The organism is Psychroflexus torquis ATCC 700755 (assembly GCF_000153485.2).
GTDB classification, from domain to species: Bacteria; Bacteroidota; Bacteroidia; order Flavobacteriales; family Flavobacteriaceae; genus Psychroflexus; species Psychroflexus torquis.
Genome location: NC_018721.1, coordinates 4,230,153 through 4,248,857, shown reverse-complemented (window position 1 = coordinate 4,248,857; position 18,705 = coordinate 4,230,153). Strand labels below are relative to the sequence as shown.

The 18,705-nt window shown below is 32.5% G+C and carries 18 protein-coding genes and 1 pseudogene; all 19 read left to right on the top strand.

All coding sequences use genetic code 11. The features are described 5' to 3' along the window. Positions 1 to 525 precede the first annotated feature (525 nt). Positions 526 to 639: pseudogene (locus tag P700755_RS21425) on the top strand (helix-turn-helix domain-containing protein); the annotation flags it as partial. Next, positions 640 to 816, top strand: a complete 177-nt coding sequence (locus P700755_RS21420; protein WP_425357624.1) for a magnetosome magnetite crystal formation protein family — start codon at positions 640 to 642, stop codon at positions 814 to 816. Positions 817 to 1,113: 297 nt separating this feature from the next. Further along, positions 1,114 to 1,608, top strand: coding sequence for a hypothetical protein (locus P700755_RS18250; protein ID WP_015026087.1), 495 nt, complete (start codon positions 1,114 to 1,116; stop codon positions 1,606 to 1,608). A 409-nt stretch (positions 1,609 to 2,017) separates the two neighbouring features. Further along, positions 2,018 to 2,500, top strand: coding sequence for a T9SS type A sorting domain-containing protein (locus P700755_RS18240; RefSeq protein ID WP_015026086.1), 483 nt, complete (start codon positions 2,018 to 2,020; stop codon positions 2,498 to 2,500). Between the two features lie 5 nt (positions 2,501 to 2,505). After that, positions 2,506 to 4,323: a beta strand repeat-containing protein gene (locus P700755_RS20465; protein WP_015026085.1), complete on the top strand. Its 1,818-nt coding sequence runs from the start codon at positions 2,506 to 2,508 to the stop codon at positions 4,321 to 4,323. 262 nt (positions 4,324 to 4,585) lie between these two features. After that, on the top strand, positions 4,586 to 5,026 hold the full coding sequence (locus P700755_RS18230) for a hypothetical protein (protein WP_157609341.1): 441 nt from the start codon (positions 4,586 to 4,588) through the stop codon (positions 5,024 to 5,026). Between the two features lie 486 nt (positions 5,027 to 5,512). Then, positions 5,513 to 5,644, top strand: coding sequence for a hypothetical protein (locus tag P700755_RS21055; RefSeq protein ID WP_281014251.1), 132 nt, complete (start codon positions 5,513 to 5,515; stop codon positions 5,642 to 5,644). Between the two features lie 111 nt (positions 5,645 to 5,755). Continuing rightward, on the top strand, positions 5,756 to 6,265 hold the full coding sequence (locus P700755_RS18225) for a cyanophycinase (protein WP_015026082.1): 510 nt from the start codon (positions 5,756 to 5,758) through the stop codon (positions 6,263 to 6,265). Between the two features lie 470 nt (positions 6,266 to 6,735). Continuing rightward, positions 6,736 to 7,851: a T9SS type A sorting domain-containing protein gene (locus tag P700755_RS18220; protein WP_015026080.1), complete on the top strand. Its 1,116-nt coding sequence runs from the start codon at positions 6,736 to 6,738 to the stop codon at positions 7,849 to 7,851. Positions 7,852 to 8,197: 346 nt separating this feature from the next. Continuing rightward, complete coding sequence (locus P700755_RS20935; protein ID WP_245535973.1) at positions 8,198 to 8,350, top strand: hypothetical protein; 153 nt, start codon at positions 8,198 to 8,200, stop codon at positions 8,348 to 8,350. Between the two features lie 537 nt (positions 8,351 to 8,887). Continuing rightward, the gene (locus P700755_RS18210) at positions 8,888 to 9,520 is read left to right on the top strand and encodes a hypothetical protein (RefSeq protein WP_015026079.1); all 633 of its coding nucleotides are present in this window, start codon (positions 8,888 to 8,890) and stop codon (positions 9,518 to 9,520) included. A gap of 160 nt (positions 9,521 to 9,680) precedes the next feature. Continuing rightward, positions 9,681 to 10,217 carry a GNAT family N-acetyltransferase gene (locus P700755_RS18205; protein WP_015026078.1) on the top strand — a complete coding sequence of 179 codons (537 nt, stop codon included), beginning with the start codon at positions 9,681 to 9,683 and terminating at the stop codon, positions 10,215 to 10,217. Positions 10,218 to 10,442: 225 nt separating this feature from the next. Continuing rightward, complete coding sequence (locus tag P700755_RS18200) at positions 10,443 to 11,108, top strand: outer membrane beta-barrel protein (protein WP_015026077.1); 666 nt, start codon at positions 10,443 to 10,445, stop codon at positions 11,106 to 11,108. A 703-nt stretch (positions 11,109 to 11,811) separates the two neighbouring features. Beyond that, positions 11,812 to 12,534: a hypothetical protein gene (locus P700755_RS18900; protein WP_015026076.1), complete on the top strand. Its 723-nt coding sequence runs from the start codon at positions 11,812 to 11,814 to the stop codon at positions 12,532 to 12,534. A 636-nt stretch (positions 12,535 to 13,170) separates the two neighbouring features. Then, positions 13,171 to 14,322, top strand: coding sequence for a serine hydrolase domain-containing protein (locus P700755_RS18190; protein ID WP_015026075.1), 1,152 nt, complete (start codon positions 13,171 to 13,173; stop codon positions 14,320 to 14,322). A gap of 368 nt (positions 14,323 to 14,690) precedes the next feature. Next, complete coding sequence (locus P700755_RS18185; protein WP_015026074.1) at positions 14,691 to 15,125, top strand: hypothetical protein; 435 nt, start codon at positions 14,691 to 14,693, stop codon at positions 15,123 to 15,125. A 557-nt stretch (positions 15,126 to 15,682) separates the two neighbouring features. Beyond that, entirely contained in the window at positions 15,683 to 16,852 is a 1,170-nt protein-coding gene (locus tag P700755_RS18180) for a DUF2339 domain-containing protein (protein WP_083858554.1), read from the top strand. Positions 16,853 to 17,396: 544 nt separating this feature from the next. Then, the gene (locus tag P700755_RS20930; protein ID WP_245535972.1) at positions 17,397 to 17,705 is read left to right on the top strand and encodes an RNA-dependent RNA polymerase family protein; all 309 of its coding nucleotides are present in this window, start codon (positions 17,397 to 17,399) and stop codon (positions 17,703 to 17,705) included. 81 nt (positions 17,706 to 17,786) lie between these two features. Next, positions 17,787 to 18,656 carry a reverse transcriptase domain-containing protein gene (locus P700755_RS18175; RefSeq protein WP_245535971.1) on the top strand — a complete coding sequence of 290 codons (870 nt, stop codon included), beginning with the start codon at positions 17,787 to 17,789 and terminating at the stop codon, positions 18,654 to 18,656. The last annotated feature ends 49 nt before the right edge of the window (positions 18,657 to 18,705 follow it).

Sequence of the window (18,705 nt, the reverse complement as noted above, 5' to 3'; positions counted from 1 at the left end):
CGTCAAAATAGTTGGTCGAATATAGGCAACTGCTTAAGCGGCAGTTTTTCGCTAGACTTATCCTTCTTGATCACAGTTTGCCACTTGGTATTTCTGGTGACTTAAGTTTTGGCAAGCTTAAGAGAAGATTTCAGGTTTGTACAGTGCAAGACATCGATCATAAGCTCGGGTAAATTTGAAAAAAAAATAAAGCTGAAAAGTATTCTAATTATGCCAGTGGAGACATTATTCTTATGGATATTGAGATTCCAATAAACCTATCCGACAGGGGTCGGTATGGCGGGCTGCTTTAGTCCGTATTTGTTTATTAACTTGGTTGAATAACCAATTAAATCACCTTGGTAACCATTAGAAATGAACAGATTGACAAAAATGTCGTAAAATTGTCAGAAACACACCGTTATCAATTTGTCTATTTTCAAAATAACTTTGACCAAATAATTAAAATGATAAGACGTGGAAACCAATGGTCAAAAAATCGTTGAGCTAAGAAAGTCAAAAGGATATGCTTAAGAGGAATTAGCGGAGAAAGCAAAAGTTAACTTAAGGACCATTCAAAGAATAGAGAATGGAGAAAACAAGCCAAGTGGAAATTCCATAAAACGTATTTGTGAAGCCTTAGAAACCTTACCGGAAAAAATTATTAATTACGGCAAAAAAGAGGATTCAAAGCTTCTCGTACTCATGCATTTATCAGTCATTACCTATTTGGTTATTCCAATTGGAAATATTTTAATTCCGTTAATTTTTTGGATTTCTAAAAAAGAAAAAATTGTAGATCTAGATGATAAAGGAACTCGTTTATTGAATTTTTAAATAATCTGGACAATTTTAACAACAATAACATTTTCTTCAGCCTTATTAACCGCCACACTAGAATTATTTAATCCAGAAAATGGATATATATCCTATTTGCTTTTGGGTTTATTTATCGCTCTAAGCGGTATTAATATTTGGATGGCACTTATAATCGCAATGAGAATTAAAGAAAAAACTAAGTTTACCTCTTATCCACATCTAATACGGCTTATTAAATAACTGTTGCCTGCAGAACTTGTATCTAATTGTATTTATGACTACATTATAGGTTTAAATGGGTATAAAACAATAAAAATGAAATTAGTAGAATATAGTGTCCAATGGGCAAAAGGAGAAAGTTTTGAAGGCATGTGTATCACTATTGCTGGGATACTTACGTTAATCTATTCGGTATTAATTTGGAAATTTGGTACAACCGTTAATGCTAAAGCTTTGCTAATTCCAGCACTTGTTTTGGGTATACTTTTTAGTACAATGGGAAGTTTTATGATGTATTCGAACAACAAACGCATTACAGAATTTCAAAACGCGTATCAAACAGATTCAGCAGCATTTATTCAGAATGAAAAGAAGCGAGTCGAAGATTTTCAGTTTATGTATCCTACATCATTGGCTATTAGTGCCGTTTGTTTTCTGATTACGGTTCTTGCCTTTGCGTATTCTAAAAACTCCACGTTTCACGCTATCGGAATAGCTTTGACGGTTTTTGGGATGTCATTAATTATCATAGATTATTTTTCAAAAGAAAGAGCTCAAATTTACTACGACCATATTCTGAACGCTTTTTAATGAAAGACATGTTGCCCCTAAAAAGCAGTAGTGAAATGCACTAATTATTAGCTATTGAAAAATCTGCTTATCCACTAGTTTAAAAGCATCTGTTAGAATTACTTCGAGAATGTTACAAGATTTATAAGCCAGCTTACTGTTTGTTCGAGGGGCAAACTGGCAGGCAGTATTCCAGTAGTAGTATACAAAGAACTTATCTCAAAGCTTTAAAAGCAACAATGGTGAGCCTTGAAGCATCCATGACACTTTACACCTATGGAACAGGAAAAAGCCTTAAGACAGATTTAGACCCACAAAATCATAGCAATTTAAAACAATATAAATTTAAGTTATATTTTCGTTAATTGACAACACAACGATAAAAAATGATACAACAATTATGTTAATTTCATATTTTTAAAAAAAAAATATGAAACACAAAAAAACATTGACAAGTATCGTGTTTTTCATCCTAGGTTTAATAGGATTACATGCACAAGAAAACACAACTGCCACAGGTGGAGTGGCAACAGGATCAGGCGGAACTGTTGCTTTCAGTGTAGGACAGGTAGTTTATACTGCAAATACGAATGCTTCTGGTACTGTAAGCCAAGGTGTGCAACAGCCTTACGAAATATTTACGCTAGGGGTCAAAGAAACCGAACTGAATATTTCCCTTAAGGCATTTCCAAACCCTACATTGGATAATTTAACTCTACAAATAAGCAATTACAACAACGAAAAGTTGTTATATAAGCTTTATGATATGCAGGGTAAATTGTTAAATAAAGGGCAAATAGTAACTCAACAAACGAAAATTGGAATGACAAGCTTGCCAACTGCTATTTACTTCATAAATGTCGTAAACCAACAAAACAAAAAAATTAAGACATTTAAAATTATTAAAAACTAAAAATAATGAAAAGAATATTTACAATAGCAACAGTATTACTAATGACTGCAATGGTATGGGCACAAAGTCCAGAAAAAATGAGTTATCAAGCCGTCTTAAGAGATGCAAATAATGCATTAGTAGCAACACAAGCCGTAGGAATGCAAATTAGCATACTACAAGGAGCTGCAACAGGAACAACCGTTTATGTAGAAACACAAACACCAACGACCAATGCCAACGGATTAGTAAGTTTAGAAATAGGAACAGGAGCAACTTCTGGCGATTTTTCTGCAATTGATTGGGCAGATGACACCTATTTTATAAAAACAGAAACAGATCCAATGGGAGGCACAAGTTACACCATTACTGGAACAACACAGTTAATGAGTGTACCTTATGCCTTGTATGCTAAAACCTCAGGAAGCTCTATTCCGGGGCCAATAGGACCGCAAGGAGATACAGGTGCTCAAGGTATTCAAGGAGAAATAGGTTTAACAGGACCAGCTAACACAACTACCACTGACGCGATTCAATCCGAATTAGATGCCACTCAAACAGGTGCTGGTTTAAATTTAGACGGAACCTATACGACCAATGCAAACACAAACTACATCAATGCTGCTACTTCTTTAGTAGATGCAACCCAAGCTTTAGATGGACAAGTAAGAACAAATGGAGATGCTATTATAACAAGTGCTACTGCAATTTCAACAAATGCTAATGACATTATAACGAATGCTACCGATATAGGAACTGCTAATACCAATATAGCAACTAATGTTACTGATATATCAGATAATACTGCCGATATAACAACTGCTAATACATCCATAGGAACTAATGTTACCGGAATATCAGATAATGCTACAGCCATAGCAACTAATGTTACCGATATAGCAACTAATTTTACCGGAATAGCAACTAATGTTACCAGAATATCAGATAATGCTACCGATATAGCAACTAATGTTACTGGAATATCAGATAATACTACAGCCATAGCAACTAATATTACTGGAATATCAGATAATGTTACCGATATAGCAACTAATGCTAGCGGAATAGCAACTAATGTTACCGGAATATCAGATAATGCTAGCGGAATAGGAACTAATGTTACCGATATAACAACTAATGTTAGCGGAATATCAGATAATGCTAGCGCAATAGCAACTAATGTTACCGGAATATCAGATAATGCTAGCAAAACACAAAATATAACCGCTACAGCTGACAATACAAGTATTGTAGGCCCTTTTACAACAGATCAGACATCATTTGGAAATGATCAAGAATATGTCACAAAGAAATTCGTGGATGATGAAACATTAAGTTTAAAATTTGCTGATATATATGCGGCATCTCAGACAAATAATTCTTTTGCTATTGGTTTTGAGGCTGGTGAAACACCACAAGGGATTAGCTCAATAGCATTAGGAACTTCAGCTGGTAAAACAACACAAGGAGATGCCGCGATCGCGGTAGGTCAATCTGCTGGTAGCGACAATCAAGGAGAAGACGCGATCGCGGTAGGTCAATCTGCTGGTAGAGACAATCAAGGATCTTCCGCAATCGCGTTAGGTCGATTTGCTGGTAGTAGCACCCAAGGAGAAGACGCGATCGCGTTAGGCGTAAATGCTGGTTCATTCAGTCAAGGATCTTCCGCAATCGCGTTAGGTCGATTTGCTGGTAGTAGCACCCAAGGAGAAGACGCGATCGCGTTAGGCGTAAATGCTGGTTCATTCAGTCAAGGATCTTCCGCAATCGCGTTAGGTCTTTTTTGTTTGCTCGCACCACCCAAGGAGAAAACGCCAATTGCAATAGGGAACAGGAGCTGGTAATAACACCCAAAGATCTTCCGCAATCGCGTTAGGCGTAAGTGCTGGTGGAGACCAGCAAGGATTTGGAGCGATCGCGGTAGGTGAAGGTGCTGGTTCATCCAGTCAAGGAGAAGACGCGATCGCATTAGGTCGATTTGCTGGTGAAAACAATCAAGGAGAATACGCAATTGCAATAGGAACAGGAGCTGGTGAAAAAAATCAAGGAGAATACGCAATTGCAATAGGAACAGGAGCTGGTACCTTCCAATCCCCAAATTCTATTGTGATAGACGCAAGCGGAATGCCTTTTGGTGCACGGGCGTCAGGTTTTTACGTAGCGCCTATTAGGGAAGGCGATTTTGGTTCTGGGGATGTTCCCTTATTTTACGATCGAGCTACCAATGAAATAGTTTATTCTACACGTGCAAGCAATTTAGCCACTAGCAAGGTACCTACAAGCTATTTGGCTACTAGCATAGTGTCTGCAAATTCAACCTTAAATACGGATAACCAAGTAGTAGCAACTTCTGGAACAATCACCATTACATTACCTGTAAATCCTATTGATGGACAAAACATCTTGATTTATGCGGATGGGGACGATACATCCGTTAACCCAAATGGAAAAACCATTAGAATAGCCGGAGTAAACTACACATCGGCCATTCAGATATCACAAAGTATTAGACTCATTTATGTTGTTAACAAATGGTTTAGTTTATAATAAAATAAAACAGCGCTTTAAGTAAGCACAATAATTTACTTTAAGACGTTGTTAAAACGGAGAGTTTAGCTTTAATTGTCCACAAAAATTGGTGGTATACGCTTTCAAATCAATATAACTTAGCAGAAAGATAAATTAAAAAGTCGCACCTTATTAGAGGGCGGCTTTTTTGCTTCCCTTTAGCATTTTTCTAAATTTCAGATCGCATTACTGATTGTCCTTTCCCTTCTTATATATGCCAAACAACAGCACAGACGCCATACTAATTATCAATCAAAATACACCTACTATTTTGTACTTACCAATCTTAAAATAATTTTTATTACTACCTAAGTAGCTAACTGTAAACTCTAATTACACAGCCAGAGAAGCCATACGCTACCAGTTAATTTCGTTCTCATCATGAGATTGCTAGGTTCGTGCTTCTCTCTCAATAACGGTTCGATTTATAAACTTATGTTCAAATGGTTTATAAAAAAAAATCTGATGATTATTCGAGAACTGATTTCTTCGCATAATGAGCAGACCCTTCTTCTAAACATGGAGAAATCAAAAGAGAAGCTACAGGAATCTATTTTATGGGGGGTAGAAAATGGCGAATTGTTGATGGTTTTTTAAACACTAAAGCACATGATGAAATGTTTAATACCAAATTAGACCTATAATGACGTAATAAATCGTTTCTTTTTCGCCTGCTTTTCATCAAAAATAATTACCGTAGCTAAGGCTATGCTAGTTATTTTTGATTTCAATCAATCAAAAAATAATTCAATTTATTTATACGGCATTATAAATATAATTTGGTATAAGTTGTTAGATAGAGGAGGTGTAATCGCCGGTTCCTCTGCGGGCGCAACAATTCAAGGTTCTTATTTAGCTAGAGGAGATTCAAAAAACAATCAAATTATGATGGGGGATCATGAGGTTGGACTGGGTTTTATTTCAAATATTGCCATTGATCAACATATTATGGCCAGAAATAGACAATTCGATATGTTTACAATTCTCGAGGACAAACCAGAACTTCTAGGTATTGGAATTGATGAAAGTACAGCTATAGTCGTAAAAGGAGATGTTTTTAAAGTTATAGGAGAAAGCTATGTTATTATTTATGACAACTCGTTTTGGTCTCGTGAGGGTTATGAATTGAAGCACTTACCCAATAAAAATGAAATGTTCTATTACCTTCGAAGTGAAGATGAATATAATTTAAGAGAAAGAAAAGTAATAGAGAAATAGCAGTTTGTGATCGAGTGGATGGCTCCGCTATTAATTGACAGTGAGTCCAAATTATTTCTAAAAACTTCACACCTCTAAGTTTCCAAATAAAGATCAAGGTCCAAAATATTTGCCAATAGAATAGAATGGTGAAGAGAAAATAAAGCTTTGCCACTTAAATTTCTATAAAAGAAAGTTTAGTCTTTTACGCCTCCTAAAAAAACGCTCTAAACTGTGCTAATACAAAATCAGTTTTAGGCGGATGGAGTATTTTTCTTCATTCCGATTTAACTTGAGCTTTTCACTTTCCAGTTCCATTCGGTAGTATTATTTCTTTGATAACGATAGCATAAAGCCTTGTATATATCTGAAAGAGAAAAGAATGCACTTACAGCAATTGTTCAAAAGATAGAAAATGAACTCAAGTTAATTCAATTTATTAAACCATATTTGTTTGTAAATAGAACTATTTTTAAAAATCCTCCAAAAAAATGAAAAAAATAATTGTAGCATCAGCTTTTATTTTAAGTGCATTGAATGCAATAGCTCAAATCACGAATGTTGAAAAGAAATTTGATTTACCAACAATTTTGAGTGAATCATCAGGAGCAATCTTTTTTAACGATAGACTAATTAGTCATAATGATTCGGGTAATGAAAATAAACTTTATGAATTGGATACAATTTCTGGGTTGGTTACGAGAACAGTTACAGTTACCAACGCCACAAATATAGATTGGGAAGATATCGCACAAGATGACTCCTCAATTTATATTGGCGATATAGGTAACAACAGTGGAAATAGAACTGATCTAAAAATTTATAAAATCAATAAAAATGATTATCTAAATTCCACCAATATAACATCAGAAATTATAAACTTTAGCTATGCAGATCAAGTAGATTTTACCGCTAATCTTAATAATACAGAATGGGATGCAGAAGCACTGATTTCTTTTGATGCAAACAACTTGATTTTATTTACTAAAAATTGGGTCGATGAAATTTCAAAAGCCTACTCAATCCCAAAAAATAGCGGAACATATACTGTAGATTCGTCACCAACACCTTTAGCGGAGGCAGGGTTAATAACAGGAGCCACCTACAATCCATCAACAGAAAAAGTATATTTAGTCGGTTATAGCCGAATACTACAACCTTTTGTTTGGGTTAGTGAAAACTTTACAAATAATGATATCTTTTCAGGCACTAACACTAAAACATCACTTACAAGTCTAGGGTTTGAACAAACAGAGGCTATAACACATATCGGAGCGAATAGGTATTTTATCACCTCTGAAACATTCAACATACAAGGGTTTTCCAATCCTGGAAAATTGATTTCATTTACAACAAATGACATTTTGTTATCTATAATAGATCAGGATATTTCTGTAGTTAATTTATATCCAAACCCTGTCAAAGATGAATTATTCATTGAAGGACTAGAATTTACTTCAGTAGAAATCTATGATGCCAAATCTACCCTTGTTTATAGAGGAGACAATCAAAAATTAAATCTTTCAAAACTAAATAAAGGGTTTTATTTGGTCAAGATCAATTTAAAAGATCATACATCTATTGTCAAGAAAATAATTAAAGAGTAATTGAATGTTGTTTTAAGAAATTAAAATAAAACGTTGAATAATAAAAAGCAGGCAAAAAAAAACGATTTACTGCGACGTTGTAGGTTTAATTGGTATTAGAGATTCACATTATTAATTCTTTGAATTTTTTGTTGTTTATTCTTTAAGCATTTATAATAGGGTGTACTCTTATAGTGTGGTTTACGGGGTAGATTAATTACCTCCGAGATTTCAGCGTTTATTAAAGTATGTTTTTAATGTTAAGACTTTTAAGACGGTAAAAAGTTCTTATATTAGTTACTGTATAATATGGATTACTCATCTTGTTTTGCAACATCAATACGTTGCAAAACATAAAATCAACACTATGAAAAGATGGAATATTAAAGTTAAAAATAGCGTTCAAGTCATCATTAAGAAACTGGATAGTTCACTTGGCTCTGGTGACCGATTTGTTTTTGATATGGATAAAGGTGAAAATGATTCAGCAACATTTAAAGTACATAATCGAGGGCTATAGGCCTTCTATTTCATGTTTGTAAATAAAATCATTGTAGACGGGAAGATATTAAAACAGATACTGTAAGTGAATCCGATATAGAAATTTCTTTTACTCAATACTTTTTATGGAAACTGATAATATTTACACATATGTTTTTGGGTTTGGGGTTTCTAGCTGCGATAATCTCAAAAGGGAGTAGCAGTATTTTTATGTACATATTTGGCGCAATACTATTAGCATTATTAATTGTATTATGGATTACTGTTCAGAATAAATTCAAAAAGGATGTTGAAGAATATAAAACATTAATCTCGGAGATAGTAGAGTCTTAAAAATAATAAACGATCGGTAATAACACCTATAATTAATCTTGACTTCGATGTTTAGGCCGAGATCTATGTACATTTATGAAGTCACAAAAACTTTTATTTTTGCTTTAGACAAAAAAAATAAAGCATAACTAAAAGTTTTTGCTTTGCACGTAACTGGAAATCTGTCAGATTTCTAGGCATCACGAATCATTGCTTTAGCGTTGTAAATTATTAAACAAAAAGTATGAAAAAAATATTAAGTTGCATATCCCTATCATTTTCAATAATTACATGTTGTCTTGGACAAGAAAAAGAAGAGAAATTAGTAAGAGAATCATTTAACAGTTATAAAACTTCAATTTTAAATGACAAAGGAGAAAAAGCAGTAGATTTTGTAGACAGTAAAACAATATCTTATTATAATGAAATTCTTGAAACAACTAAAAAGGCAGATTCTTTGACTGTAAATTCATTAGGAATTCTTGACAAGTTAATGGTTATATCAATCAGGTATAGAACATCCAAAAGGGATATTTTATCATTCAATGGGAAAGAACTATTAATTTACGCTATTAAAGAGGGAATGGTTGGGAAAAACAGCGTTATGAATACTGAAATTGGAGATGTTGAAATCGATGGAAATTTTGCTAAAGGGCAACTTATTTCGAAAGGACAAAAAACTCCTTTTTACTTTCATTTTTATAAGGAAAGTAATATTTGGAAAATTGATTTAACTTCTATATTCCCGGAAGGTGCAATGGCATTTAAAAAAATGATTGAAGACAATGGTGAAGAAGAAAACCAATATTTAATTCAATTATTAGAAATGATCACTGGTAAAAAACCAGTAAATGAAATTTGGAAACCGATACTATAAAGCGCCTTGCATCAGTCTGAATACTCAATGATTTTTTGATGGCAAAACACAAAAGTTAAGCCCATTAAATTAAGTCTAATATTTACAGAAAAATATAGTGATTTATAAATATCACCAACTATACAGGCAAACCTAAAAGTCATTAAAAAATAAACTCTAAATGGAAGATATTTTCCCAACTTTAGAATCAGAAAGAACGATTCTCAGGCAATTTGTTGATTCTGATTTAAAAGATGTTTTTAAAGGGCTTTCTCATCCTGATATTATAAAGTATTACGGTATTAGTTTCGATAGTTTAGAAGCAACCAAAGAACAAATGCACTGGTTTTCTAATCTTGAAAAAAACCAAAATGGGATTTGGTGGGCTATATGTTCTAAAGTTGATGGAAAATTTCTTGGTGCAGGAGGTTTAAACGACTTAAATAAAGAAAATAAAAAAGCTGAAATTGGGTTTTGGTTATTTCCAGAAAATTGGGGGAAAGGATTTATGACTGAAACAATGCCACTTATCTTTAATTACGCATTTGACCATATTGGGCTGCATAGGATTGAGGGATTTGTGGAAACTGAAAATACGAATTGTAAAAAGGCACTTGCAAAACTGAAATTCAATTTAGAAGGAACAATGAAAGATTGCGAAATTAAAAATAGTGAATTTATTAGTTTGGATATTTATTCAAAATTGAATCATAAATAAGGCCTTAAAACACGGGATACAATTGATTACTTTGGTAAGCGCTTATCTATAAAATTCTGAAGGAACTTTCTCTAGTCCATTTTTATCAATAAAATGGGGATAACATAATTTGTGGTGTTATCCCTAGGTTACTTTTAATAAAAAAAACAAAAATTAAGCTTCAACTCCTTTATGGTATAACTATTGAATTCACCTTTGAAATAATAATCCTTAAACCCAATCACCATGAGAACATCACTTACATTATTTCTAATTCTATTTACGAGTATTAGTTTTGGTCAAAATGATCAAGATGATAAAGAGTATTTTTCAATTGAAAAGGGAACTTGGAGTTTAGAGGCGGATTTTTCAATAAATTCAAGAAATGACGATTTTTTCAATCCAACCTTTTCTTCAGACAGTAAGGATTTTAACTTCAGTGTTTCACCAAAAATTGGATACGCCATCAGTGAAAACTTGATTCTTGGTTTAGGATTAGGTTATGGTTACTCTAAGTCAGAAGATGAGAATGAAAATGAACAAATTCTAAGAACAACTTCTTCAACATCCAATTTTTTTGCAATTTCTCCATTTGTAAAGAAATTTTTTCCAGTTAGTGAAAAAATAGCATTTCATTTACAAGGTGAAACTAGATTCGCCTTCGGTAAAAATAATTTTGAAAATAGCGATAATACTGAAAGAGAATCTAGAAATGAATCAATTTTCGTTGGAATTAGACCAGGCATTAATCTTAGTTTGACCAAAAATATATTGCTTCAAGCTAACTTCGCTACCTTTGGTTACAATTATTCTTCAGGAGAAACTGATGGGATCCAGAATAGCGAAACAAACTCCCTTTCATTTAATTTTGGGTCTTCAAGTTTTATATTTGGTATGACTATACTTCTATAATATCAGTTTAGTTTTTAAATGATGCATTAAAAATTTGAATTATACTACGACGTAGCTCAGCACAGGTTTTTTACTTAGTTGAGGAAGAAAATATAAGCATAGCAATAGTTACGGTTCTATTTTATAACGATTAATAAGTGAAAAAGAAACTGATTTTACATAACATTTGAATGCTAAATTGGTATAAGTAACTTCATTCAAAAGAACTGAGGTAAAACAATTTTTTTTTACTTTAATCGAAAAGACTAGTAGTCTTGGCTCAAGGATTCGTGAAACCGATTCTTTGAGCTTTTTTGTTTATACTTTTCATTATCTAAGCAGAACAGAACTCCTTTAATTTATAACCAACGGATTTGCAAAAAAAAAACAGCTGGGTTTTCAATACAAACCACTGTAGTGCAATTGTAGAGCTATTGATTTTCCTATCACCAGCTATAAAACAGCATTTTTAATATGTGTTTCGAGATTTTTCTTAAAGCATTTGTAATAGAACGTACTTTAATAGTGTGGTTTGAGAAGTAGGCTTATTAGCTCCTAGATTTCAAGGTTGACTAAAGCATGTTTTTAATGTTAAAAATTTTAAGATGATAAAAAAACACTAAATTTATTCTATCCATAAAATGGATAACATAATTTGTTCTGTTATCAGTATGTTGGCCTTTATTTAAAAAATAATCGTGATTAAATGAAAATATTTCGGAAAATGAGAATGTCAGCATTGAGAAATACTAAATTCTCAAAGTATTTAATTTATGCAATTGGCGAAATTTTGCTCGTCGTAATTGGCATACTAATAGCTTTGGGAATTAATAGCAAAGTTGAACAGAATAAAAAACTGACTATTCGAAATAGCTATGTACAATCATTGCGGAATGATTTGGTAGCTGATGTAGCTTTACTTGAAAGTCAGATTGAAAACTTTGACAATGACTTAAAGAAAAACATTGGGTTTTCTAAAAGGCTTTCTGCTCCAAATGCGAATGTTGATAGTATTATTAAAATAGCGAGATATGAGTTTCTACCATTTTACAGTCCAGATAACGAATTGAACTTAAATACGTATAACGCACTTATCTCAACAGGAAATATCAACTTATTGGGTAAAGAATTGAATGGTAAAATACAAAATCACAATGCGGAACAATTAAAAACTTTAAAAGTTGTAGGGGTTAATTTACAACTTGGAGCAGATGCTGGTGTACAGTATATAAGTAATTACCCTATCAATTTCCCATTAAACGGAATAAATGGAAACCTTATGAACTCGGTTTGGGAAGATATTGATGAAAATAAATTAAAAGCCAATTTCAACGGTATGCTGACTATTAAAATAACAACTATGTCATTTGTAAGTCGTATGCGAAATGAACTATTGAGCAAAACCAAAGAAATGATTAAGATTATTGATGATTTTGAAACTGAATAAATTGCACAAAACAACAAAGGCTAGGAAAGAACTGAGGTAAAAATCATTTTTTTCTCTATTAATGTTGATACTGAAGTAGTTCAGTATTAGAGATTCACATTCTTGATTTTTTGTGTTTTTTACATTTATGCAGGTAAAACAAAAACTTTCAACTTTATAACCAACAGGGAGACCACTTGGTTTTGGTAAAACCAGTGATTGTAAAACCATTGGAGACCATTAAACAGCTATTGATTTGTCTATGAGTAGCTGTAATTCAACATATCTATAAGTGTTACTTGGTTATATTTTAAAACATTTATAATGGAGTGTACTTTAATATTTTAACTTGAGAGTTAGATTAGTGGTCCCCTAGATTTCAGCATTTAGTATAGAATCCTCGGGGCCAGCCCACGAGGCATTTAGAGGGCTTTTTTTTGATTGATGAAAATCATCCGTTTTCAAACTTTCCTCAAAACTCGAGGCAAGCCTCTGGGAATTAAACCAATAGAGACTAAAGAATATTATTAATGTTAAAAATTTTAAGACGATAAAAAGTTCTTATATTGGTTATTTTGTAACGTATAGATAACAGAACAAGTTGTGTTATCCGTATGTTGGCTCTAATTAAAAGCGAGATATAACATTTGAAAAAATATGAAAAATAAGTTTATTTTAATACTAATTCTACTTTCAATTATTTCGAGTATAACGAATAAAGTAATTGCCCAAAAGAATTACAAAGGAGGAACAAAGCATATGCAACCTGAAATTGAATCTCTTCCAAATGAGACGATATATATTTTTGATAAAAGACTAAACGATACTTTAGAAATTAAATTAAATCAAAAAATTGATGAACTTTTTGGCAAATACGATATTGCAGGTATTACAGCAACTATTTTAATTCCGAAAAAAGGAATTTGGGAAACAAATAGAGGTTTTATATCTAAACCAGAAAATATAGTTATTGATAGTTCTTCTGTATTTTATTGGGCAAGCGTATCCAAATTAATAACAAGTACTATAATTCATCAGTTAGTTTCAGAAGGAAGCCTTTCTTTTGACGACAAACTTTCTAAATGGTATCCTAACATTCAATATTCTAAAAAAATAACAATAGAGCAATTACTTACACATACCAATGGAATTTATAGTTTCAATTCCGATTCTACAATACATTTCAGCAATAAGCATTTCAACCCAGATGAATTGTTAAATGTAGCAAAGTCTAAAAAAAATCTATTTAAACCAAGCGAATACTGGTCATATACAAATACTGGTTATTTATTACTTGCTTTAATAACAGAGAAAATAGAGTCTAAAACATTTAGCCAAATAATAAAAGATAGAATATCCGAACCACTAAACCTAAAATCATTAAAAACAGCCACGGAAAATTCACTCAACCTAGCGTTAGCCCATAATAAAGATTCTGTTAAACATAAAGATTATTCTGTTCCTCTTGGTGCAGGCAATATGATAAGTAACTCAAAAGATATGGCTATTTTCTTAAGTGCTTTACTCACAGGTAAAATAATTCCTATAAAAGATGTTCATAATATGATGAAAGACTTATACCCAATGTTTGATAAAGGTCAATACTATGGAAAAGGGATAATGCTTTATGATTTTAATGACGTTAATCAAACAGATAATAGTTGGATAGGACATTCTGGAGGAACAGAAAATTACAAAGCCATTGTTGCTTATGATATACAGACCAAAGCAATTATAACTATTTCAATCAATGAAAATATTCCCGTTGAGGCAGTTGCATATAAGTTAATGGAACTAATTAATGAATAAAAACTATTGCCAACAATCTGTATAATTAATGACTATTTTTTGCTAGATTTAAGATTCTGTTTATTCAATTAAATTCTGTAATAAATTTAAAGTTTCGGCACTTTAATACGCCACTAATCATGCAGTAAACTTTACAAAATATTGCCGAAAAATTAGATTAGTTAATTGAGGATTTCAAGATTATTTATTTGATAAAACAGAACAATGAAAAAATTTTAAATACTATTTCCACATTTTCTTTTAAAACCACAAGAAAGATTGTATCCATGCATATAAAAACAAAAAAATTGAGCAATTAAAATTAATAATATTTATTATAAATAATTATTAATTTTTAAACAATTACATTAATACAAATAAAAAAAAATATGAAAAAGAGCATTTTATTTATTGCTGCTGCAATTTTATTTTCCGCAAGTTTAACAAGTTGTGGAGTAATGTTTGGAGGTAGCAAATACCAAGGAACAATTACAGCAAAAGACCATCCAAATGCAGATATTTCTGTTGATGGACAAAAAATAGGAACAGGAACGACGACTAATTTATTTAAGAGAGATAGGCCTTTAGTTGTCACTCTAGAAGAAGAAGGATGCGAGCCACAAACTCTAACTTATAATAATACTTTCAGAACAGGGAATTTTATTTTGAGTGCGGTATCTTGGGGTATAATTGGAATAGGAGTTGACTTAGGAACAGGAGCTGCATATAAACCAGATCATAAAGGAAACCCTGCAATTCAAAAATTAAGCACAAAGAATTTCAATTTTGATGTAGACTATTCCAAATGTAAAAAACCAGAATAACAACTGACAAAACAACTATAAAAGTAGAATTTTAATTGCTCAATTTAAATTCTCTTATTAAGAATAATTGAAAAGACAAACAGCAAAGGCTAAAAAATAGCTTTGATAAAAAACAATTCTTTTCTCCATTAATTTTGAGACACTAGTAGTCTAGACTCAAAGATTCACATTTGTGATTCTTTGAGTTTTTTTTGTTTATACTTTTAATTATATAGACAAAATAGAAACTTTCAACTTCATAACCAACAGTGTAACCCACGGGTTTACAAAAAGCCGTTGGTTATCCAATCCAAGTTAATTGTAGGGCTATTGGAGACCATTAAACAGCTATTGATTTGCCTATGAGTAGCAATAAAAAAGAATTTATTATAGAGTGTACTCTAATAGTGTGATTTGATATGTAGATTAATTGCCTTCGAGATTTCACCGTTTATCAAAGCATGTTTTTAATGTTAATATTTTTAAGACAATAAAAAAATCACTAAGTTTATATGAATAATAAAATGGAGATAACACAACTTGTTGAGTTATCCATACGTTGCTTCACATTGAAAAAAATGACTAACAATCAAGATAAAATAAATCAGCTTCTCAGTAAACTAGAAAATCTTTTAAAAAGACAAGATGACTTTTCAAGAGATATCGACAGTTTACGAATTGAAATAACGAACCTTCAAAGCTATGAGACAGAAAGAAATATTGAAAAAGTAGACATAAAAGAAGATAAACCTATAATAGATAGTGACTTTGAAATCGCAAAAGCGAAAACAACCCTCGATTCTTCTTCTTCTTCTGAGCAACAAATAAAAAAGGAATTACCTAGAGAAACAGACACACCAGTTAACAAACCACCAAAAATAAAATTAGATCTTGAAAAATTTATTGGTGAAAACCTAATTAATAAAATCGGAATTATTATCACCGTGATTGGTGTTGCCATAGGTGCGAAATATTCTATTGAGAATGATTTAATTAGTCCACTTACAAGAATAATATTAGGATACTTAGCAGGAATCGGATTATTAGGATTTGGTATTAAATTAAAGAAAAATTACGAAAATTATAGTGCTGTACTCGTAAGTGGTGCTATTGCTATTATGTATTTTATTACCTATTCTGCTTATAGTTTTTATGACTTGATTCCACAAACAATGGCCTTTTTATTAATGGTCGTTTTTACGGTTTTTACGGTTGTGGCTGCAATAAACTATAACAAACAGGTTATAGCTCATATTGGACTCGTTGGCGCGTATGCAGTGCCTTACTTATTAAGTGAAAATTCAGGACAAGTCGCAATTCTTTTTAGTTATATGGCAATTATTAATGTAGGTATTCTTGTTATCTCATTCAAAAAATATTGGAAACCACTTTACTATTCTTCATTTGGTCTCACATGGCTCATATTCTTTTTATGGTATGTGTCAAATTATCAAACAGAGGCCTATTATGGTTTAGCACTCACGTTTCTATCCATATTTTTCGTCATATTTTACCTTGTGTTTCTGGCCTACAAATTAATTAAGAAAGAGAAATTTGGAATTGAAAACATTGCATTATTACTAATAAATTCCTTTATTTTTTATGGAGTTGGCTATGCTATTCTCGATGACCATGAAACAGGAAAACAATTATTAGGGATTTTCACTCTTTGTAATGCAATCCTACATTTCATAGTGTGCCAAGAATCAACCATGGCAATAAATAAAATGGTTGAATGCTGTAATTAAGATGATGGTAGGTCCATCAGAGTCGTTGTATAGGCGATGGCTTTAAACCACCTAAAGGTGCTTTGATTAATAGTCTTGGTATTGAGCGTTTAGGAGAATCTAGTCCTGGAGATTAGCAGGTACGAATAAAGGAGTTGAACTAAAGTGAACCATTGAAGAGGTGTCGAGAAGTAGGAACCTCCAGTCAAAAGCTACGAAGTATGATACGGAGTGAAAAGTAATAGTATTGATACTATTAATTACAGAGATAACCTATTTATTTTCTGTAAGACTGGCGTCATTCAGATGGCAAGAACTTTATTCAGGCTTATTTACGGAACTTGGGAAACTGCTTATGAATGATAGACTTGTGTAAGGCTACCGCATTAGGATTCGCTACAAGTCAAAGGGAAATATACAATCGAAACAATCGAGAGATAGAATACCGAAGTTATAAGCAGAGGCAGATTAATCCGTAGTAGTGAAGAAGGTTTTGTAATGAAACTGGAGCAAAGGGGTTAAGTTGTACAGTTGCATTTTACGAATCAACTTACAAAATGTGAGGATGAATTTATGGAATGAAACAAAATCAATACCGATAAGTCGCCTAATGGTTTGGGAGGCTTATCAAAAAGTGCGTTCCAACAAAGGAAGTGCGGGAATAGATGCTATTGGTATGCAAGAATTTGATGCCAACCGCAGTAAACACCTTTACAAACTTTGGAATCGGATGGCATCAGGGAGTTATTTCCCCCCACCTGTCAAAGAAGTAGAGATATCAAAGAAAGACGGTACAATCCGTAAATTGGGTATACCCACTATTAGTGACAGAGTAGGCAAATGGTGGTTAAAATGTTTTTTGAACCAAGATTAGAGTTAGTATTCAGTCCAAATTCTTACGGCTATCGACCAAAGAGAAGTGCTCATCAAGCATTATCAGGGTAAGAGAGAACTGTTGGAAGAAAAACTGGGTATTGACTTAGACATCAAAGGTTTCTTTGACAATATAGACCATAACAAACTGATGCTTGCAGTAGAGAAACATGTACCTGAAAATTGGGTTAAACTCTACATCACACGATGGCTGGAAGCACCCGTTGTTACAAAGTCTGGAAAACTGACCCAAAGGAAAGGAAAAGGAACGCCACAAGGCGGAGTAATCAGTCCCTTACTGGCAAATCTTTTTCTGCATTACGCTTTTGATACATGGTTGGAAAAGGTAGACAAAAATGTAGTTTTCACTCGTTATGCCGATGATGTGATATTACACTGTAATACAAAAGCTCATGCGGAACAAATACTGCAATTAGTACATCAAAGAATGGAATCGGTAGGATTAGAATTACATCCTAAAAAGACAAAAATTGTCTATTGCCGAGATTACAGAAGAAAAGAAAATCACCCAATGGTCAGATTTGATTTTTTGGGATACTCTTTTCAACCAAGAACAGCTTATTCTAAGAAAAAGAGAAAGCTATTTTTAGGTTATGATTGTGCTATAAGTATTAGTTCAAGAAAACGAATCGCAGACAAGCTCGAAGAACTCAAGGTAAATAAACTTACGTTTAAAAGCATTGTAGGAGTGGCACAATACCTTAATCCAATGATTAGGGGATGGGTGCGTTACTATGGTAAATTTAAGATGTATGAACTTACAAAAGTCTTTCGATTACTAAGTAAACGATTAGTTTGGTGGGCAAGGAAAAGGTATAAGCGTTATAAAACCAGTATTAGGAAAGGGTACAAATGGTTGGCAACGGTAAGAAAGCAATTTCCTACTTTGTTTTACCATTGGAACTTTTCTCAGATAAACATTATCGCTTAGATTTGTACAACAAGAGCCGTGTGAGGGGAGACTTTCAAGCACGGTTCTG